Source organism: Prosthecodimorpha hirschii (genome assembly GCF_001305515.1).
Lineage (GTDB): Bacteria > Pseudomonadota > Alphaproteobacteria > Rhizobiales > Ancalomicrobiaceae > Prosthecodimorpha > Prosthecodimorpha hirschii.
The window spans coordinates 2,117,907-2,136,506 of record NZ_LJYW01000001.1; the positions used below are offsets into that span (position 1 = coordinate 2,117,907).

At 69.9% G+C, this 18,600-nt stretch carries 22 protein-coding genes; 12 read left to right on the top strand and 10 right to left on the bottom strand.

Going from position 1 to position 18,600, the window contains the following annotated elements; translation table 11 throughout:
- Positions 1–5: 5 nt before the first annotated feature.
- A complete protein-coding gene (locus ABB55_RS09290) occupies positions 6–653 on the bottom strand; it encodes a DsbA family protein (protein WP_054358562.1) in 648 nt (215 codons plus the stop codon).
- 149 nt (positions 654–802) lie between these two features.
- Positions 803–1,321, bottom strand: coding sequence for a DUF721 domain-containing protein (locus tag ABB55_RS09295; protein ID WP_054358563.1), 519 nt, complete (start codon positions 1,319–1,321; stop codon positions 803–805).
- A 103-nt stretch (positions 1,322–1,424) separates the two neighbouring features.
- On the opposite strand from ABB55_RS09295, the gene ABB55_RS09300 reads away from it, so the two are divergent.
- Both ABB55_RS09300 and ABB55_RS09305 read left to right on the top strand, forming a co-directional pair.
- On the top strand, positions 1,425–1,682 hold the full coding sequence (locus ABB55_RS09300; protein ID WP_054358564.1) for a type II toxin-antitoxin system RelB/DinJ family antitoxin: 258 nt from the start codon (positions 1,425–1,427) through the stop codon (positions 1,680–1,682).
- On the top strand, positions 1,660–1,989 hold the full coding sequence (locus tag ABB55_RS09305; RefSeq protein WP_054358565.1) for a type II toxin-antitoxin system YafQ family toxin: 330 nt from the start codon (positions 1,660–1,662) through the stop codon (positions 1,987–1,989). The genes ABB55_RS09300 and ABB55_RS09305 overlap by 23 nt, the downstream gene beginning before the upstream one ends.
- Before the next feature lie 4 nt (positions 1,990–1,993).
- Here ABB55_RS09305 and ade read toward each other — a convergent pair whose 3' ends face one another.
- Positions 1,994–3,787, bottom strand: a complete 1,794-nt coding sequence (gene ade / locus ABB55_RS09310) for an adenine deaminase (protein ID WP_054358566.1) — start codon at positions 3,785–3,787, stop codon at positions 1,994–1,996.
- Between the two features lie 211 nt (positions 3,788–3,998).
- Here ade and ABB55_RS09315 point away from each other — a divergent pair, with 211 nt between their 5' ends.
- The 3 genes from ABB55_RS09315 to ABB55_RS09325 all read left to right on the top strand — a co-directional run bounded on the left by ABB55_RS09315 (position 3,999) and on the right by ABB55_RS09325 (position 5,786).
- The gene (locus tag ABB55_RS09315; protein WP_054358567.1) at positions 3,999–4,652 is read left to right on the top strand and encodes a DedA family protein; all 654 of its coding nucleotides are present in this window, start codon (positions 3,999–4,001) and stop codon (positions 4,650–4,652) included.
- Positions 4,653–4,714: 62 nt separating this feature from the next.
- A complete protein-coding gene (locus ABB55_RS09320) occupies positions 4,715–5,413 on the top strand; it encodes a ribonuclease HII (protein WP_054361937.1) in 699 nt (232 codons plus the stop codon).
- Positions 5,414–5,546: 133 nt separating this feature from the next.
- On the top strand, positions 5,547–5,786 hold the full coding sequence (locus ABB55_RS09325; RefSeq protein WP_054358568.1) for a CDGSH iron-sulfur domain-containing protein: 240 nt from the start codon (positions 5,547–5,549) through the stop codon (positions 5,784–5,786).
- Positions 5,787–5,889: 103 nt separating this feature from the next.
- Here ABB55_RS09325 and ABB55_RS09330 read toward each other — a convergent pair whose 3' ends face one another.
- The 3 genes from ABB55_RS09330 to ABB55_RS09340 all read right to left on the bottom strand — a co-directional run bounded on the left by ABB55_RS09330 (position 5,890) and on the right by ABB55_RS09340 (position 8,676).
- On the bottom strand, positions 5,890–7,305 hold the full coding sequence (locus ABB55_RS09330; RefSeq protein ID WP_054358569.1) for an RtcB family protein: 1,416 nt from the start codon (positions 7,303–7,305) through the stop codon (positions 5,890–5,892).
- A 144-nt stretch (positions 7,306–7,449) separates the two neighbouring features.
- Complete coding sequence (locus ABB55_RS09335; protein WP_244472006.1) at positions 7,450–8,064, bottom strand: LysE family translocator; 615 nt, start codon at positions 8,062–8,064, stop codon at positions 7,450–7,452.
- Positions 8,065–8,094: 30 nt separating this feature from the next.
- On the bottom strand, positions 8,095–8,676 hold the full coding sequence (locus tag ABB55_RS09340; protein WP_054358571.1) for a hypothetical protein: 582 nt from the start codon (positions 8,674–8,676) through the stop codon (positions 8,095–8,097).
- A gap of 163 nt (positions 8,677–8,839) precedes the next feature.
- Here ABB55_RS09340 and ABB55_RS09345 point away from each other — a divergent pair, with 163 nt between their 5' ends.
- Complete coding sequence (locus tag ABB55_RS09345) at positions 8,840–9,400, top strand: DNA-3-methyladenine glycosylase (RefSeq protein WP_054358572.1); 561 nt, start codon at positions 8,840–8,842, stop codon at positions 9,398–9,400.
- An 85-nt stretch (positions 9,401–9,485) separates the two neighbouring features.
- On the opposite strand, the gene ABB55_RS09350 is transcribed toward ABB55_RS09345, so the two are convergent.
- Positions 9,486–9,956 (bottom strand): cupin domain-containing protein, encoded by a 471-nt coding sequence (locus ABB55_RS09350; protein WP_244472007.1) that lies wholly within the window; start codon positions 9,954–9,956, stop codon positions 9,486–9,488.
- A gap of 133 nt (positions 9,957–10,089) precedes the next feature.
- Between ABB55_RS09350 and ABB55_RS09355 the strand changes: the two genes are divergently transcribed.
- From ABB55_RS09355 to ABB55_RS09365, 3 genes are read left to right on the top strand one after another with little or no spacing between them, the layout of a single operon-like run.
- Positions 10,090–11,154 carry an efflux RND transporter periplasmic adaptor subunit gene (locus ABB55_RS09355; RefSeq protein ID WP_083463487.1) on the top strand — a complete coding sequence of 355 codons (1,065 nt, stop codon included), beginning with the start codon at positions 10,090–10,092 and terminating at the stop codon, positions 11,152–11,154.
- Entirely contained in the window at positions 11,154–12,395 is a 1,242-nt protein-coding gene (locus ABB55_RS09360) for an ABC transporter permease (RefSeq protein ID WP_054361939.1), read from the top strand. Before ABB55_RS09355 ends, ABB55_RS09360 begins: the two co-directional genes overlap by 1 nt.
- A complete protein-coding gene (locus ABB55_RS09365) occupies positions 12,392–13,174 on the top strand; it encodes an ABC transporter ATP-binding protein (RefSeq protein ID WP_244472008.1) in 783 nt (260 codons plus the stop codon). The genes ABB55_RS09360 and ABB55_RS09365 overlap by 4 nt, the downstream gene beginning before the upstream one ends.
- Here the strand turns inward: ABB55_RS09365 and ABB55_RS09370 are convergent.
- On the bottom strand, positions 13,156–13,350 hold the full coding sequence (locus ABB55_RS09370) for a heavy-metal-associated domain-containing protein (RefSeq protein WP_054361941.1): 195 nt from the start codon (positions 13,348–13,350) through the stop codon (positions 13,156–13,158). The genes ABB55_RS09365 and ABB55_RS09370 overlap by 19 nt on opposite strands.
- Positions 13,351–13,797: 447 nt before the next feature.
- On the opposite strand from ABB55_RS09370, the gene ABB55_RS09375 reads away from it, so the two are divergent.
- On the top strand, positions 13,798–15,285 hold the full coding sequence (locus tag ABB55_RS09375) for an EAL domain-containing protein (RefSeq protein ID WP_054358573.1): 1,488 nt from the start codon (positions 13,798–13,800) through the stop codon (positions 15,283–15,285).
- 60 nt (positions 15,286–15,345) lie between these two features.
- Here ABB55_RS09375 and ABB55_RS09380 read toward each other — a convergent pair whose 3' ends face one another.
- Both ABB55_RS09380 and ABB55_RS09385 read right to left on the bottom strand, forming a co-directional pair.
- Positions 15,346–16,017: a protein phosphatase CheZ gene (locus ABB55_RS09380; RefSeq protein WP_054358574.1), complete on the bottom strand. Its 672-nt coding sequence runs from the start codon at positions 16,015–16,017 to the stop codon at positions 15,346–15,348.
- Between the two features lie 70 nt (positions 16,018–16,087).
- Positions 16,088–16,471: a response regulator gene (locus tag ABB55_RS09385; protein WP_054358575.1), complete on the bottom strand. Its 384-nt coding sequence runs from the start codon at positions 16,469–16,471 to the stop codon at positions 16,088–16,090.
- A 324-nt stretch (positions 16,472–16,795) separates the two neighbouring features.
- On the opposite strand from ABB55_RS09385, the gene ABB55_RS09390 reads away from it, so the two are divergent.
- Together ABB55_RS09390 and ABB55_RS09395 are read left to right on the top strand one after the other, a co-directional pair.
- Positions 16,796–17,245, top strand: coding sequence for a MaoC family dehydratase (locus ABB55_RS09390; protein ID WP_054358576.1), 450 nt, complete (start codon positions 16,796–16,798; stop codon positions 17,243–17,245).
- Between the two features lie 190 nt (positions 17,246–17,435).
- The gene (locus ABB55_RS09395) at positions 17,436–18,440 is read left to right on the top strand and encodes a bifunctional riboflavin kinase/FAD synthetase (protein WP_054358577.1); all 1,005 of its coding nucleotides are present in this window, start codon (positions 17,436–17,438) and stop codon (positions 18,438–18,440) included.
- Positions 18,441–18,600: the final 160 nt, after the last annotated feature.

An 18,600-nucleotide genomic window follows, 5' to 3' on the forward strand; every position in this document is an offset into this window, starting at 1 on the left:
CGACGTCAGCTCTTCAGAAGCGGCGCGAGCGTCTTGTCGACCCCGTCGGTCGACTGGAAATTCTTGGCGCGCATGCCGTTCACGAAGAAGGTTGGCGTCGCGTCGACCTTGAACTTGTCGGCGCCGCGGTCCTTCACGGCGTTCACACCATCCAGCAGGGTCTGATTCGTCAAGCATTGCTTGAAAGAATCCGGTGTAAAACCGACCTGCTTGGACAGCGCGAGCAGCGCGTCGACCGGCTTGTCGGTCCGGGTCCACGCCGGCTGCTGCTCGAAGAAGAGCGAGACCATGTCGAAATACTTGTCTTCCGGTGCGCAACGGGCAAGCATGAACGCAGCGGCGGCAAGCGGATCGAGCGGGAACTCGCGCATGATCATCCGCACCTTGCCGGTGTCGATGTACTTCTCTTTGATGTAGGGAAGAACGGTCTTGTGGAAGTTGGCGCAATGGCCGCAGGTCATCGAGGCATATTCGACGACCGTCACCGGCGCCTTCTCGTCGCCGAGCCACTTCTCCGGCAGCGGACCCGGCTGCATCAGTTCGGCCACGTCGACGCCGGCCTGGGCGAAGGCGAAGGAGGCCGAGCCGCCGAGAGCGGTCGCGGCGAGGGGCGCGATGGCGGTGTGGGCGATGAAGCGGCGGCGGGTAAGCATCGCGGTATCGTTCCTTGTTGAGGCGCGCGGGTCTCCGGCCGACCATCGCCGGCCGGGCCATCCGGGGCGGACCATCGCGCGAATGCCGCCATCACGCAACGGGCGGAAGATGGCGAAACCGTGGGCGGCGAGGTCACGTTGCCGTCAGATCAGCGCCGCCGCTCGGTCCCCATGACGCCCCGGCCGAGCCGTTCGAGGGCGGCCTTCAGGCCTTCGTTCTCGATGCCGTCGAGGCTGGCGGCGAGGCGCTTTTCCTCGGCCGGCGACAGGGCGCGCGGGCGCGGCGAGGGCTCGACGGCGATGCGGGTGATCGGCTTCTGGACGATGCGGATGCGGCCGACCGCCTTGAAGCCGTAGACCGCATTGATGCGCCGGGCGATGTCGGCCGCCTCGTGCTGGAACAGGAGCGCGCGCGAACCTTCCACCGCCACGGTCAGCGTCGCCGGCTCATAGGCCTGCTCGCCGCCATCCTCGATGCGCTTCGGCCAGGTCAACCGTTCGGGGCGCGTGCAGTCGGCATAGGCCGCCCCGACGATGTCGGCCCAATAGGCGACCAGGTCGACCGACGCGAAGCCGCGCCGCTTGGCCGCCGGCCGCATCAGCGCCGGGATCAGGTCGGCGACGGGGCGCGCGCCGTAACGGTTGGCCTTGGCATCGGGTTCGGACATGGCCTCAGGATGCGGGCCGGCCTGCCAGGATGCAAGGGCTCGTGGCGAGTATCGCTTGTATCTCAATTGATACCTGCCTATCTTGAAGCTCGGAGGATTGGCCATGGCCACGAGCATGATGCATATCCGGATCGACGACGACCTGAAGCGCGACGCCACCGCGACGCTGGAGGCGATGGGCCTGACCTGCTCGGATGCCGTGCGGCTTTTTCTGAAGCGCGTCGTCGCCGACCAGGCGATCCCGTTCGCGATCAAGGTGCCCAATGCCGAGACGGTCGCGGCCATGCGCGAGGCGCAGGCGCTGTCGGCCCGCTTCGCGACCGCCGAGGCCCTGTTCGATGACCTCGAAGCGGAACGTTGACCGCAAGCGCTCGAAACTGCCGAGAGCCTCGGACTACACGCGGCAGTTCCGGGCCGACTGGGACGCGGCCAACCGGTCCGGCCGGTACGACATGGCCCGCGTCAAGCAGGCCATGCTGGAACTGATCGCCCATGACGGTCCCCTCGGTGCCGAATGGCTCGATCATCCGCTGAAGGGCGACTGGAGCGGGTATCGGGAATGCCACATCGGCGGCGATTTCCTGATGATCTACCAACTGTCGGGGACGCAGCCCAAGGAGCAGGTCGTCTTCGTCCGCCTCGGCACCCATGCGGCTCTTTTCGAATAGGCCCTCACACGAACAGCTCCACCTTCTCGAACTTGGTCACGTCGACCAGGCCGATGTCGGAGATGCGCAGTTCGGGGATGACGACCAGGGCCAAGAGCGAGTGCTGCATATAGGCGTTGTTCAGCCGGCAGCCGCAGAGTTGCATCGCGGCGACCAGCTTGGCGGCCTTTTCGGCGACGATCTCGGCGCGCTCGTCGGACATCAGGCCGGCGATCGGCAGTTCGACCAGCGCCAGTTCCTCGCCGCCGGAGATGCACACGACGCCGCCGCCGACCTCGCCGAGCCGGTTCGCCGCGCGCGCCATGTCGTCGCGGTCGGTGCCGACCACGATCATGTGGTGGCTGTCATGGGCGACCGTGGAGGCGATCGCGCAGGGCCGGTCGTAGCCGAAGCCGTGCACGAAGCCGTTGGTCAGCGTGCCGAGGCCGCGATGGCGCTCGACCAGCGCGATGCGGCAGACGTCCTCCTTCGGGTCGGTCTCGACCTTGCCGTCGCGGACCGGAAGCCGGCGGGTCAGCGCGCGGGTCGGCGCCTGGTTCTCGACCACGCCGATGACCCGGGCCTCGACCTCCTCGCCGGCCCCGGCCGGGGCGGCGACCTCGAAATCGGCGGCCGTCAGCGGGCGGCCGAGCTTGACCGTGCCGCGGGCCGCCGCCGGATAGGCGTAGGGCGGCACGTCGACGACGAGCCGGCCGTGCTCGGCCACCACCGTGCCGCGGGCGATCACCGTCTCGACCGGCAGGGTGACGAGGTCGGAGGTCAGGATCAGATCGGCGCGGCGGCCGGGCGCGATCGAACCGAGTTCGCGCTCCAGGCCGAAATGGGCGGCGGTGTTGAGCGTCGCCATCTGGATCGCGGTGACCGGCTTGCAGCCCTGCTGGATGGCATGGCGCACGACGCGGTTCATGTGGCCTTCGTGGACCAGCGTGCCGGAATGGCTGTCGTCGGTGCACAGGATGAAGTTGCGCGCATCGAGGCCGAGTTCGGTGACCGCCTTGATCTGGCTGGCGACGTCGTACCAGGCCGAGCCCAGCCGCAGCATGGCGCGCATGCCGAGGCGGACGCGGGTGACGGCATCGACCAGCCGCGTGCCCTCATGGTCGTCGGCCGGGCCGCCGGCGACATAGCCGAGGAAGTTGCGGCCGAGATCCGGCGAGGCATAGTGGCCGCCGACGGTCTTGCCGGCCTGCATGGTCGAGGCGATCTCGCCGAGCATGCGCGCATCGGCGGCGGCGACGCCCGGGAAGTTCATCATCTCGCCGAGCCCGACGATGCCCGGCCAGGTCATCGCCTCGGCGACCTCGGCCGGCCCGATGGCCGCGCCGGCATTCTCCAGACCGGGGGCGGAGGGGACGCAGCTCGGCATCTGCACGAAGATGTTGACCGGCAGGGTCAGCGCCTCGTCGTGCATCAGCCGAACCCCGGGCAGGCCGAGCACGTTGGCGATCTCGTGCGGATCGATGAACATCGAGGTGGTGCCGTGCGGGATGACCGCGCGGGCGAACTCGGTGACGGTGACCATGCCGGATTCGACATGCATGTGCGCATCGCACAGGCCCGGCACCATGTAGCGGCCGTCGGCCTCGACCACGACCGTGTCCGGTCCGATCGCGTAGGACAGATCCTCGGCGATCGCCGCGAAGCGCCCGGCCGCGATCGCCGCGTCGCGGCGGCCGAGAATCTCGCCGGAATGCACGTTCACCCAGCGCGCGCCGCGCACGACCATGTCGGCCGGGCTGCGGCCGGTGGCCACGTCGACGAGCCGCGCGGCGCATTCGCTCCAGGGTTTCAGGGTCATCGGCAGCCATCCTCGCGTTTTCTCTTGTCTCGCCCGACAATAGCCGAGCCGCCGCCGCGCGTCAGCGCCCCCCGGCGGGCGGGTCGCCGCACCGTCCGGCGCGCGGCCGCAGCGGTGCCGCAATCTTCCGGGACCCTGGGCCCCTGGACGGCGGCGTGGGGCTGGACTACGTGACGGTATCCCGGGATGCAGTCCCCCACCGGAAGCCGCCATGCCCGCCGACTGGTCGATCGACGCCGTTCTCGCCTTCATCGCCGCCAACCGGGCCTGGGGCACGGTGGTGTTCGCATTGCTGGCCTTCGGCGAATCCCTTGCCTTCATCGGCATGCTGGTGCCGGCGACGGGCGTGCTGATCGCCGCCGGAGCGCTGGTTGGTGCCGGGGTGATCTCGTTCTGGGAACTGTGGATCGGGGGAACGGTCGGCGCGGTGCTGGGTGATTCCATCAGCTACTGGTTCGGCCGGCGCTTCGGCCCTGAAATCCAGCGCTATCCGCCGTTCCGGACGCGCCCGCACCTGCTCGCGGCGGCCGAGCGGGTGTTCACGCGGTGGGGCTGGGCGGCGGTCTTCTTCGGGCGCTTCATCGGGCCGCTGCGTGCCACCATCCCGCTCGCCGCCGGCATGCTGGCGATGCGGCCGGCGGCCTTCCAGATGGCCAATATCGGCTCGGCCGTGGTCTGGATTCCGGTCCTGATCGTTCCCGGCGCCGCCGCGACGATCCTGGTCGACGAGTTCCGGTCCGGCAACGAAACCGGCGCCGTGCTGATCGGCCTGGTGCTCGGTGCCGCCATCCTCGGCGCGGTCGTCGCCGTCCGCCGCTACGCGCCGCGCATCCTCGGCAATGGGCGGCCCGACGGCGGCGTTTGAAGATCGAAGCCGGCGCGCAGGCCCGGTTGCGGCGCGGGTCCGGCCAGGCCAGCATCCCGGTCATGGCCAGACGTTCCGAATCGCCCGCCCTGTTCGATCTCGCGCAAGGCCCCGATCTGTCGATCGAGCGCCGCGTCGGCCGCGGCCTGATCCGCGGCGCTTGCGTCTGCGGGGTCGACGAGGCCGGGCGCGGGCCGCTCGCCGGGCCGGTGGTGACGGCCGCGGTGGTGCTCGACCCGGCCCGCATTCCCGATGGGCTCGACGATTCCAAGAAGCTCGACGAGGCGACGCGGGAACGGCTGTTCGAACAGATCTGCGCCGGCCACCAGGTCGCGGTCGCCTGCGCGTCGGTCGCCCGGATCGACCGGCTCAACATCCGCGGCGCGACGCTCTGGGCGATGGCGCAGGCCGTCCGGTCGCTCGCCGAGGCGCCGGCCTTCGCGCTGATCGACGGCCTCGACGTGCCGCCCGGCCTCGGCTGCCCCGGCGAGGCGGTGGTCAAGGGCGATGCCCGCTCGCTGTCGATCGCGGCCGCCTCGATCGTCGCCAAGGTGACGCGCGACCGGCTGATGGTCCGGCTGGCGGCACAGTGCCCGGGCTACGGCTTCGACCAGCACAAGGGCTACGGCACCGCGGCGCATCGCGCCGCCATCCTGGCGCTCGGCCCCTCCCCGCATCACCGGCGCAGCTTCGAGCCGGTCAAGAGCCTCGTCGCGCCGGCGGCGGGGCCGGCGAACGGGTCCGTGCCCCAGCTGGTGTGAACCGTCTGTTCGACCGGCATGAACAGACAAGCCCGCGACGTTGCGATAACCTCCCTGGAATTGTTCCAATTCGCATTCGGAACAAGCGCGGACCGGATGCCGATTGGTCATCCGATGCCATCAGGGGGAAGACATGACCGAGCCCGTCGTTGCACAGAAGGCGCCCTACCCGGTCGACGTCGTCAAGGGCGAGTCCTATTGGTGGTGCGCCTGCGGGCGTTCGGCCAACCAGCCCTTCTGCGACGGTTCGCACCAGGGCACCGACATTACGCCGGTCGAATGGGTATCCGACAAGGACGGCAAGGCCTGGTTCTGCGGCTGCAAGGCGACCAAGTCGCCGACCATGTGCGACGGCAGCCACAAGGCCCTCTGACCCTGCGGGCGGGGGCCGCCGGCATGACCGCCGCCCGTTCCTGATCAACGGGCGGGACGGATGGACGGCGCGGGCTCCTCGTCGGACCCCGCGCCGCCGCACATCATCCGGCGGCCTGATCGCCCTGGCGGCGCGCCTTGGCGGCGATCCGGCTTTCCCGGTGCGGCCGCTCCCAGTCGCCGGCCATGATCGAGCCGTAGGGCACGACCTCGTCGACCACCTCGGCAAGACCGAAGCGCTCGATCTGGCGGCGCACCGCCTTGGCGTCCTTGTAGGCGCTCGGCAGCTCCGACAGATCCGGGATGCCGGCATAGAAGCGCGCGTCGATGCCCTTCGTCTCCTCGGCCAGGATGTCGGCCTCCGCGCGATGCGCGTTGCGGCGCATGTGCTCGCGGCGGCCGAAATTGCGGCCGGCGCCGTGCGGGCAGAAGCCGATCCCGTTGGCCGCGTCACGTCCACGGGTGATCAGCACCGGCTCGGCCATGTTCAGCGGAATGAGCGTCAAGCCGCTCGAATCCGCGGCGAAATCGGCCCAGGCCGGGGTCGCCCCCTTGGCGTGGTAGTAGCGGCCGTCGCTGCGCTGGAAGACGAAATTGTGCTCGTTCCAGAAGCGGTCCTCGGGCGTGACCTGGAGCGCGTCGGCGACGAGGTCGTGGATCGCCCAATGGTTCGCCTTGGTCCAGGCGCGGATCGTCTGCAGGGCCTCCCAGTAGTAGCGGCCCTCGTGGGTCTCCGCCGGGATCCAGGCATTGTGCTCGGGCGTCTCCGGCGACAGCGTCTGGCGCCAGCGCTCGGCGACCGTCATGCCGCGCTTGTAGACCATGGCGCCGGGCTTCCGGGACCCGTGATGGGTGACCAGCGCGACCGCCCCGGACGACTTCAGCCGGCCGACGAAGAAGAAGTGGTTGCCGTCGCCCTGGGTGCCGAAATGCTCCGCGGCCGGCTGCTGCAGGCCGGACAGGAACGGATTGCCGTCGAAGCGCGCGATCACGTCGTCCGGCGGCGCGAGGCGCCGGTCGGGCGCCCGGCCGCCGGGTCCGAAATGCGACAGCACCATGCCGAGGTCGAGCACGCGCTTGGGATCGACATCGCCCAGGATGGAGATCGCCACCGAGCAGCAGATGTCGGCCGAGTGCATGCCCGGATGGATGGCGTTCTCGGTCGCCACGATGCCGCCGACCGGGATCGTGCCGAGCGCGGCGCCGGCCGGGCAGGCATCGGGCATGATCGCGCCGGCGACCGCCGTCGGCAGACGCATCAGCGCCGCCATGTGGCGTTCGACCGCGGCGATGTTGTCGGTTTCGTGCGGGTGCTCCGCCTCGATGTTGAGGTGATAGGCGACCTCTCCGGCCGGCTTGAGCGGCACGGTCGCGGGCGGCGCCATCCCGGCGACGGCCGCCCGGATCGCCGCCTCGTCGGCCCCTTCGGCCGCAAGTCGGTTCGCCACCGGCAGGGCATCCTTGAACCAGATGCCGGGCGCGAAGCCCCATTCGATCAATTGATGTCCGGTAATGCTCATATCGCGGATCCTGTTCTGTGATCCCGGCGATAGTCCGAGCGTGCTGAATATGCCTTGAATGCCTGCGGCAAATCAACGGTCGACCCAGCCGAAAGCGGCGGCGCCGGCCGGCAAAGCGCTGGGAGGCGGGTCTGTTGCGGACGGTCAGCTGCGCCGGGCGAGCGCCAGGCCGGCACCAGCGCAGACCAGGAGGGCGCCGGTGATCCGGTTGGTCAGGCGTCCCTTGAGCGCGAGCACGCTGCGGAAGCGGTCGGCAAGGATCGCCCAGACGCCGTCGAGCACCACGGCCAGGACCAGGAAGGTGGCGGCCAGCACCATCAACTGCCGGCCCGGGTCCGCTCCTTCCGCGACGAACTGGGGCAGGAAGGCGCCATAGAAGATCAGCGTCTTCGGATTGGTCATCGAGACCAGGAAGCCGCGCGCCCAGATGGCGCGCATGGATTTCGGCTGCGCGCGGGTGCCGGCAAGATCGGCCGGCGGTGCCCGCCAGGCGCGGATGCCGAGATAGACCAGATAGGCGGCGCCGACCCAGCGCAGGACGTCGAACAGCCCCGCCATGGTGGTGACCAGAGCGGTCATGCCGGCGACGGTGAGGGCGAGTTGCAGCACCATGGCGGACGAGGTGCCGGCGACCGTGACGAGCCCGTAGCGCCAGCCATAGGCCAGCGCATTGGCGACGATCAGCGCCACGTTCGGCCCGGGAATCAGGATCAGCACCACGCAGGCGGCGACGAAGGCGAGGTAGAGCTCCAGGGTCACGATCGACTCCTTGGCCGGCTAATCATAGGTCTATTGCAGCTGGAACGGCATGCGGATCTGCGCGATCTTGCCGGTCGCGGTGTCCTTGACCTCGGCCAGCAGCAGATAGCCGCCCGGCTTCAGGCCCTTCGGCACATAGGCGAAATGCAGCATGAACTCGCGATTCGGGTTGCGGCTCTTCAGCTGCAGCGATCCGGCGCGCGGCGCGATCGCCTCGCTGCCGTCCGGATTGGCGACCGCGATCCGGATCTCGAACGCGATCTTGTACCAGTCGCCCTCGCGGACATGGCCGAAGCCGAAGGGTTCGGCATAGATGCGCAGGGCCTCGCCGGCCTTGAAGCCGGTCCCGGGACGCGGATCGTAGACCCCGAAGCCTTTCGGATCGCCCTCGACGAACAGGAGCTTGCGCAGTTCCAGCGGCGCCGCCGTCCAGAGCGTGTCGGCGGCGCGCGCCAGGGCGTCGAAGGCCTCGCGGTTGCGGCCCTCGGCGGCGAGCTTTTCGGCCTCCGCCGCCGCATCGGCGATCGGCCCGGCGCGGACCGGGACCGTGCCGGCGGACAGGAAACCGGCCCCAAGGCATGCGGCGGCCAGCAGCAGGACGGCACCGGACACGCGCCCCCGCCCCTGCCGCCCCGCAAGCCGGCAGGGCGGACGGACGGCCCCTGTCGCGGGCCGGTCGGTCGGGGCAGGATCGAGACGCATGATTCGAGGCTCCGCCTGTCGGGTGGCGGAGCATAGTCCGAGGCCGGCGCGAACGCCACGCAGGGTCAGAGCCATGGAGTGGCGCAGCTTCTTCGAGCGCGACGCGGCGACGGTGGCGCGCGATCTGATCGGTGCGCGCCTGACCTTCGCCGGCGCCGGGGGCCGCATCGTCGAGACAGAAGCCTATGAACGCACCGACCCGGCCTCGCACAGCTTCATGGGCCCGACCGCGCGCAACGCCGTGATGTTCGGCCCGCCGGGACGGGTCTATGTCTACCGGTCCTACGGCATCCACTGGTGCCTGAACCTGGTCACCGGCGCGGACGGCCACGGCGCGGCGGTGCTGATCCGGGCGCTCGAGCCGCTCGACGGGCTCGACGCCATGGCGGCCCGGCGCGGCCTCGACGATCCGCGCCTGCTGGCCTCCGGCCCGGGCCGGCTGTGCCAGGCGCTCGGCATCACGATCGCCGAGAACGGGCTCGACGTTGCCGAGCCCCCGTTCGGGCTGGCGCCGTCCGACGAGACCGTGCCGATCCGGACCGGGCCGCGCATCGGCATCAGCCGGGCGATCGAACGGCCCTGGCGCTTCGGCCTGGACGGCTCGCGCTATCTCAGCCGGCCGTTCCGATCGTGAGACCCAGGCAGTCTTCGGCCTTCGCCGCCGGACGACCATGGCGCGCGGAGGTTCCGGCCGAGCCGAGGCCGACAGGCGCGCGCGATCATGCCGACTTCGGCGGCCAGTGCACGGCGAGCCACACGGTCGGCCGTGCCGGATCGGTCCACAATACCCAGTGGCGGCGCCGCGCCGGAATGAACGCGTGGTCGCCCGGCCTCAAGATGCGGTCGGCCTCGCCGTCCAGGCGGAGCGACGCCGAACCGGCCAGGAGCAGGACCCATTCGTCATGGTCCTGATCCCAGGGCGCCTCCGCCGGGGTCGCCTGCCCGGTCGAGACGATCCGCTCGATGCGCATGCCGTCCCGGGCGAGGATCTCGCTGAAGATCTCGTCGGCGAGCGGCCGGTCCGGGCAACCGTCGAGGAGGTTGGCGTCGAGCAGGTTGGCATCGAGGAGATTGGTCATGGCGCCATGGTGGCACGAGCGGATGTCCTCGGCCCAGCCGGTTCCCGGCCGCCGCACCGTGTCGATCAGGATGGCGGGTCGACGACCGGGGCCGACGCCCGGGGTCGACAACCGGGGGCCGGCATCTGCGGCGGCCGGGGCCCGACATCGTCATCCCCCGGATTGACGCCCCCGACCGGCATCGTCACCGTGCCGTTCGTCCGACGGGCGGAACGCCTCCGCCTGCCAGAACCGCGAGACCCGCATGCGCCCGACCCGCTGGTTCCTCCTTCTCATTCTGATCGCCGCAGGCGTCGGCGCCGGCTGGGCCTGGTGGCAGCAGCCGCTGGCGGTGGAGACCGTCGCGGTCCGGCGCGGCTCGGCGGCCGAGGTGGTCTATGCGACCGGGGTGGTCGAGCCGGCGCGCTGGGCCAAGGTGCAGCCGGTGGTGCGCGGGCGCATCGTCGATCTGTGCCGCAAATGCGAGGGCGAGACGGTCCGGCTCGGCGAACCGATCGGACGGCTCGACGACGGCGTCGCCAAGGCCTCGCTCAAGGAACTGCAGGCGCGCGAGGCCTTCGCCAAGGGCGAACTCGACCGGACCGTGGAACTGCTCTCCCGCCGCGTGGTCAGCCAGCAGGCCTATGACCGGGCGGTCAGCGAATTGTCGCAGATCCAGGCCGCGATCGCGGCGCAGACCGCGCGGCTCGACGACTATGTCCTGCGCGCGCCCATGGACGGCACCATCCTGCGCCGCGACGGCGAGATCGGCGAGGTCGCCGACACCGCGACGGTGCTGTTCTGGATCGGCATGCCGCGGCCGTTGGAGGTGCTGGCCGAGGTCAACGAGGAGGACATTCCGCGCATCGAGGCCGGCCAGGAGGTGCTGCTGCGCTCCGACGCCTTTCCGGACCGGCGCCTGGAGGGCTCGGTCTCGCGCATCACGCCGAAGGGCGATCCGGTCGCCAAGACCTACCGGGTGCGCATCCAGCTGCCGGACGAGACGCCCCTGATGATCGGCATGACGGTCGACATCAATGTCGTCATCCGCCGCAAGGCCGGCACGCTGATCCTGCCGCGCACGGCGCTCGACGGCGACCGGCTCTGGCGCATCGGGGCGGACGGCCGGGCGGTGGCGATCCGGCCGCGGCTCGGCATCCGCAGCGCGACGGAGGTCGAAATCCTGTCGGATCTCGCCGAGGGCGACCGCGTCATCGCCCCGGTGCCGGCCGGTTTCGAAGCCGGGCGGCGGGTGCGGGCGGTCCCGGTTTCCGGAGCCGCGGCGGGCGGGCCGGCCGCGACCGGGGCAAGGCCGGGGGCGGCGCCGTGATCCGGCTCCTGTTCGACATCGCCTATACGCATATCGCCGGCCGGCTGCGGCAGACGGTGGTGTCGATCGTCGGCGTGATGCTCGGCGTCGGCTTCTCGATCGCCATGGCGGCGCTGATGCAGGGCTCGCAGGACGATTTCGTCACCCAGCTGATCGATGCGCTGCCGCATGTCTCGGTCAGCGACGAGACCCGCCAGCCGCCGCGCCAGCCGGCGCTCGACCGCTTCGACGCCGTCGAGATGTTCGGCCTGAAGCCCGACGACGACCGGCGCGGCATCCGCAACCCGACCGAGGTGCTGGCCCTGCTGAAGGCCCTCGTGCCGGGCCGGATCGCCCCGGCCCTGACCGGCCAGGCGGTCGCCCGCTACGGCGGCGGCGATGTCGGGCTGGCGGTCGCCGGCATCGAGCCGGCGGCGGAGAAGCGCGTCTCGCGCATCGCCAAGGACATGCGCGAGGGCTCGCTCGATACGCTCGCGGCCGATCCGAACGGCATCGTCATCGGCGACGGCGTGGCGCGCAAGCTCGGCGCCGGGCTCGGCGACCAGATCACGGTCTCGACCAGCCGGGGCATCCTGAAGCGCCTGAAGATCGTCGGCCTGTTCCATACCGGCGTCACCACCCAGGACGACGGCACCGGCTATGTCGGCCTGAAGGCGGCGCAGATCCTGTTCGAGCGGCCGAACGCCATCAACCAGATCAAGATCCGCCTCGACGAGGTCGGCCAGGCCCGCGCGGTCGCGGCCCGGATCGAGCGCGAGATCGGCTACAAGTCGCTGTCCTGGGAGGAAGCCAACCAGAGCCTCCTGGAAGCCTTCAAGATCCGCAACATCATCATGTTCACGGTGGTCGGCGCGATCCTGCTGGTCGCCGGCTTCGGCATCTACAACATCGTCTCGACCATCGTGCACGAAAAGGCGCGCGACATCGCCATCCTGAAGTCGCTCGGCTTTGCGGAAGCCGACATGCGGCACATCTTCCTGATCGAGGGGCTGATGATCGGCGTGCTCGGCTCGGCCGCCGGCTGGGCGCTCGGCTTCGGCCTGACCGAACTGCTCGGCTCGATCCGCTTCGAGCTCAAGGGCGGCCTGACCGAGGTGACCCACCTGCCGGTCGCCCGCGATCCGCTGCACTATCTGATCGCCGCCGTCTTCGCGCTCGGCTCGGCCGGCGTCGCCGGCTTCCTGCCCGCCCGCAAGGCCGCCAAGGTCAAGCCGGTCGACATCATCCGGGGGGCGACGTGACCGCGCCCGGCCCGGCCCCGGACGCCGCCGCGATCCCGCTGATCGAGGCGCGCGGCGTGACCCGCATCCTGTCGGGCGCGGTCGAGACGACGCTGGTCAGCGACGTCAGCCTGTCGATCGGCGCCGGCGAATTCGTCGCCGTGACCGGCCCGTCCGGGTCGGGCAAGTCGTCGCTGCTCTATCTCCTCGGCCTCCTCGACCTGCCGACCGCGGGCGAGGTCCTGATCCGCGGCCGGCCGACCCACGCCATGGACGAAGCCGAGCGCGCCGCGACCCGGCTGGCGACGCTCGGCTTCGTCTTCCAGTTTCATTTCCTGCTGCCGGAATTCAGCGCGCTCGGCAATGTCATGATCCCGATGCGCAAGCTCGGACGGCTCGACGCCCGGGCGATGCGCGAGCGTGCCGCCCTGCTGCTCGAACAGCTCGGCCTCGGCGGCCATCTCGACAAGCTGCCCGAACAGCTCTCCGGCGGGCAGCGCCAGCGCGTCGCCATGGCGCGCGCGCTCGCCAACGATCCGCCGGTGATCCTCGCCGACGAGCCGACCGGCAGCCTGGACACGCGCTCGTCGGCCCAGGTGCGCGACATTCTCGCACGGCTGGTCGCCGAGCAGGGCCGGACCGTGGTGGCGGTGACCCACGACCTGACCTTCGCGGAGGCCATGCGCCGGCGCATCCACCTGGTCGACGGCCGGATCGTCTCCGACGAATTCAGCCCGGCGGCGGCCGGCCCTCAGGCCGGCCTCAATCAGGTGGCCCAAACTCAGGCGGCGACGTCGTAGCCGGCATCCTCGATGGCGGCGACGAAGGTCTCGCGCGGGGTGGCGGAGTCGATCGCGACCTTGCCGCTCGGCAGGTCGATCTCGACGCGGGCGCCTGGATCGGCGCGGCCGACGGCCTTCTCGACGCTGCGCACGCAGCCCATGCAGGTCATGCCTTCGACTTTGAGGGTGATCATGGTCGTGGTCTCCAATGGCTTCGAACGGCCCGGTCGGGTCCGGTCGGACGGGTCGGTGCGGTCCGTCGCGCCGATCCCGGCCGCCGACCTCGGCAGCGCTGTGCGGGCGGCGGCGCCCCATGCCGGCGGCATCGGCCGCGCCCGGCCGTCCGATCCCGACATTCATAGCGGGATATGGACCTTCCCCTCGGGGCAAGGTCAAGGGCGCCGGCGCCCGGTCGATTGCGGATGCGGCCACGACCGCGGCGGCGCGCCGACGGCCTCAAGCCCGGGGCGGCAACCGGCTTTCCGGTCAAGCGGATAGAGCGCTTTGCGCAGACCGTCCGGGATCGCGCTGCGGACCGTCAGCCGACGGCCGTAGAGAATGGTTTCGAAACCGTGAATCACGCATAGTGGCAGCTGATTCGAGGGGCCGGCCCGCGCCGGTCCGGGCACTCGAGCGGGTCCATGAATCGCTTCGCCGATCTCTTCATCACCACCTGCATCATCGTCGTCGCCATCGCGGCCGCGGTGGTGCTGCGCTTCCAGGCCGGATTCGGCTGGGAGACCGCGCTGGTCGGCGGGATCTCGATGCTGGCCGTACTGACCATCGTCAACATCCAGGGCAACGGCCGGCGCGACCGCGACCGGTTGGCCGCCGAGGTCGCCGGGCTGACGCTGCGGCTCGGCGAACTCGGCCAGGACGTTGCGAACCTGCAGCGCCGCGTCGGCGGGCTGGAGCAGAACCAGGGACGCCGGCAGAACCAGGATGTCGAGGCGGTGGTCGCCGAGGTCGAGGTGATCGGCGCACTGGTCCGGCAGGTGGTGGAATCGGTCGCCGACATGGAGACGCGCGTCCTGTCGCACCAGGTGCGGACCGGGGCTGCCGGCAGCCGGCCGGCACCCGCCGCCGCGGCACAGCCCAAGCCCGCGCCGCCGCCCGCACCGGTGGTCGAGGAGCCGCCGCTCTTGCCGCGGCGCTTCGCCCATCTCGGCGAGGCCGGCTTTCTCGATCTCGTCCGCCGCGCCATCGAGGCCAACCGGATCGACATCCACCTGCAGCCGATCGTGACGCTGCCGCAGCGGCGCATCCGCTACTACGAGGCGCTGACGCGGCTGCGCACCGAGGACGGCGATACGATCTACCCGTCCGACTATATTCCGCTCGCCGAAGCCTCCGGCATCATGCCGATGCTCGACAACCAGATCCTGTTCCGCACCGTGCAGATCCTGCGCCGGCTGGTCACCCGGACCAAGGATATCGGGCTCTTCTGCAACATCTCCATGGCGAGCCTCGGCGACACGGCCTTCTTCCGCGAGTTCGTCGCCTTCCTGGAGGCCAACCGCGCGCTGTCCGACACGCTGGTGTTCGAGTTCACCCAGCGCCAGATCAAATCGATGAACCCGATCGAATACGAGGCCCTGCGCAGCCTGCAGTCGACCGGCTTCCGCTTCTCGGTCGACCAGGTTTCGGACTTGAGGCCGAGCTTCCAATTGATGGCCGAGCGCGGCTTCAAGTTCGCCAAGATCGGTGCCGAGCGCATCCTCAACCGGATGGACGAACTCGGCGCCGACATCCACCCGGCCGATCTTGCCAATTTCTTCGCCCGCTTCGGCATCGACCTGATCGTCGACCGTGTCGAGAGCGAGACGCAGGTCGTGGAACTGCTCGATTTCGGCGTGCGCTATGGCCAGGGCTTCGTCTTCTCGCCGCCGCGCCCGGTGCGCAGCGACGTGCTGCAAAGCACGATCGATCCGCCCGCCGCCGAACCGGTCCCGACCGTCGCGCCGACCGCCACCATGGCGACGCCCGGCATGACGCCGCCGACGGCACCCCCGCCCTCCAGGATGGAAGCGCCCGCCCGGATGGAACCGCCCGCGCGCGCGGACAGGCCGAAGCCCGCGGCCGAGCCGCGTCGCAACGCGCTCGGGCGGGCCATCGCTCAAAAGACCTGAGGGGTGGACGCGACCGCGGGTCCGGTGAAGCCGGCGCGCGGTCGTCCCAGTCCGTTCGGATCAGTCGAACAGCTTGTCGATGTCTTCCTGGTCGGACATCGAGAAGAAGTCGTCGACATCGGATTGCGAGACGCCCTGGCCCTTCATCTGCGGACCGTTCAGCATCAACTCGCGCATGCGGCGCTCGTCCTCGCTTTCCTCCACGGCCTCCGCAGGCCCGGTCTCGGCAAGGTTGAGCCGCTGGGCGAGCGATTCGATGCGCTCGTCGATCCAGGACAGCGTCTTGACGACCTTGCGGATGCGCTGGCCGGTCAGATCCTGGAACGAGCAGGCCTCGAAGATGACGATCATCTTGTCGTCGACGAGGGCCTTGTAGGCGGCCGGGTCCGAGGCATCGGCCGCCATGATCGCCTCGGCCGCCGCCATGATCGTTTCCGTCGCATCCTGGGTCGACTCGACCACGGCATCGAGCTCGCGGCCGGCTTCCGGGATGCGCTCGAAACGGAACTGATCGGGCCGCAGGTCGCGGATTTCCCGCTTCAGGGACGAGATCTGCTCCGCGATGCTGCGGAATTCCGCGTGAAGCATCTTGTCGGTGGTCGCCACAGCCTCGTCGAGGCTCTGCGCCATCCGCTCGGCCAGATCCATGACGTCGTTGAGTTTGACGTCCTCGCGGTCCTGCTGGAGGAATTCCACCACCCGGCCGATCTCGGTCGCCGTCGGCTGCGCCATGTGCAAGTCCCCTTCCACGGCCGGATGCCGAATGGCCCGGCCGGCCGTGATGCTTCCGGAAGTCGCCAAATCAGTCGTTGAAGACCGCTTCGATCTTGCCCTTCAACGTCTGCGCGTTGAACGGCTTCACGATATAGTTGTTCACGCCGGCCTTCTTGGCGGCGATCACGTTCTCGGTCTTGGACTCGGCGGTCACCATGATGAACGGAGTCTTGGCCAGCGACGTGTCGGCCCGAACATGCTTGAGCAGCTCGTAACCGGTCATCGGCTCCATGTTCCAGTCGGAGATGACCAGACCATAGCGCCGATCCTTCATCTTGGCGAAAGCCTCGGTTCCGTCGGAAGCCTCGTCCACATCCTCGAAACCGAGCTGCTTCAGCAGGTTGCGGATGATGCGGATCATGGTCTTGTAGTCATCGACGACGAGGATCGGCATCGAAAGATCGAGCGCCATCTGTTAAACTCCACTCCTCGGCGGCCCAGTCCCCTCCGGGCGGTGCCGTAACACTTCGGTTCCGGTTGGTGAGCCCTCATGTGCCCCCGCCCGCTTCCCGACCGTCACATTAGCCAGACCTTCGAAAATTTCCGTTAATGCCGAAAATTCGCTTTGAATGAGACCGCGACCGCACGTCACCGGGACGAGACCATGTGGTGACTTGCCAAGCGCGGCGCCCGGCGCCAAGGTCCGCCCGCATCGATGCCGGCGGGGTCCGGCAGGCGCCGTTGCCCGGCCGAGCCGGCGCCGGCGTGCGACAATCGCCTGCAGCGAGGCCGCTCCATGACCGTGCCGGTCCTGAATTCCTACTATTTCGAAGACCTCAAGGTCGGAATGCGCGAGACCATCCTGAAGACGGTCATGGATTCGGATGTGGTCGGCTTCGCGCAGATCTCCGGCGACGACAATCCGCTGCACCTGTCCGACGTCTATGCGGCCAAGACCCGTTTCGGCCAGCGCATCGCCCACGGCCTCTATACGGCGAGCCTGATCTCCGCCGTGCTCGGCACCCGCCTGCCGGGGCCGGGCGCCGTCTACATGTCGCAGACGCTGAATTTCATGGGTCCGGTCCGGATCGGCGACGTGGTCGTGGTCGATGTCGAGGTGATCGAACTGGTCGAGAAGGGCCGCCGCTGCCGGCTGCATTGCGAATGCTCGGTCGACAACCAGGTCGTCCTGGAAGGCGAGGCGACCGTGATGGTGCCCGGCCGGCCCAAGCCGGCCATCGGATAGGAACCATCGGCCCAAGCCGGCTGTCGGATAGGGGCTACCGGCCAAGCCGGCGTCTTCGGGCGCGCGGCGGCGCCATCCGCGCCTGCGGCACGGACCGGGGGCGGTCGACGGACCTTCGGTCGCTTGACCCTGACGGCGTGGCGTTGCAGGGTCCGGCCGACTTGGTTCCCTCGGAAGATCCCGTCCGCCCATGCATGATCCGGCCGCTCCGGCGCCCCGCCCCTTCGCCCTCGCCGAAAGCCTGGATGCGTTTCCGGAGAGCCTCCGCGGCGGCATCGTCGCGATCGGCAATTTCGACGGGCTGCATCGCGGCCATCAGGCCGTGCTCGACGCGGCCCTGACGCGCGCCGAGGCGGCCGGGCGGCCGGCCTTCGCGATGACCTTCGAGCCGCATCCGCGCAGCGTGTTCCGGCCCGAGACGCCGGTCTTCCGCCTGACGCCGGCCGGCCCGAAGGCCCGGCTGATCCGCGCCGCCGGGCTCGACGGGCTTCTGGTGCTGCCGTTCGATCGCGACTTCGCGGCCCGCTCGGCGGACGATTTCGTCGGCGACATCCTGGTCGACCGGCTCGGCGTCGCCGAGGCGGTGGTCGGCTGGGACTTCCATTTCGGGCGCGGACGCGGCGGCTCGCCGGCCTTTCTGGCGGCCGAGGGGGCGGCGCGCGGCTTCGCCGTCTCGGTGATCGAGGCCTTCCAGGACGAGGGCGGCGGGCCGGTCTCGTCGAGCCGCATCCGCGATGCGCTGGCGGCCGGCGATCTCGGCCTCGCCAACGGCCTGCTCGGCTATCGCTGGTTCGTCGAAGGCACCGTCATCCACGGCGAGAAGCGCGGCCGCGATCTCGGCTTCCCGACCGCCAATGTCCGGCTCGGCGCCGATTGCCGGCTGGCCCACGGGGTCTATGCGGTCACCTTCACGGTCGACGGAGTGCAGCATCTCGGCGTCGCCAATTACGGGCGCCGGCCGCAATTCGACAACGGCGCGCCGCTGCTCGAGACCTTCGTGTTCGACTTCAAGGGCGACCTCTACGGCCGCACCGTCCAGATCGGCTTCGCCTCCTATCTGCGCCCCGAACTGCGCTTCCCGAGCGTCGACGCGCTGGTCGCCCGGATGGGCGAGGATTGCGCCGAGGCGCGCGCCGTGCTGACCGCGATGGGTCCCGGGACCGCGCTCGACCGCCGGCTGGCCGAACTGGCGTAGTGGTACCGGCTCGGCCCGCGCCACCGGCCGCCGGGTTTGAAGCGGACTTCCCTCGCGGGCGTGCGGCTGATAGAACCGCGGGCCATCGTTCCACCCTGGGACTCCAGTGCATGCGCCGGTTCTTTGCGATCCTGCGGCCCGCCCGCCGAATTACGGGCCC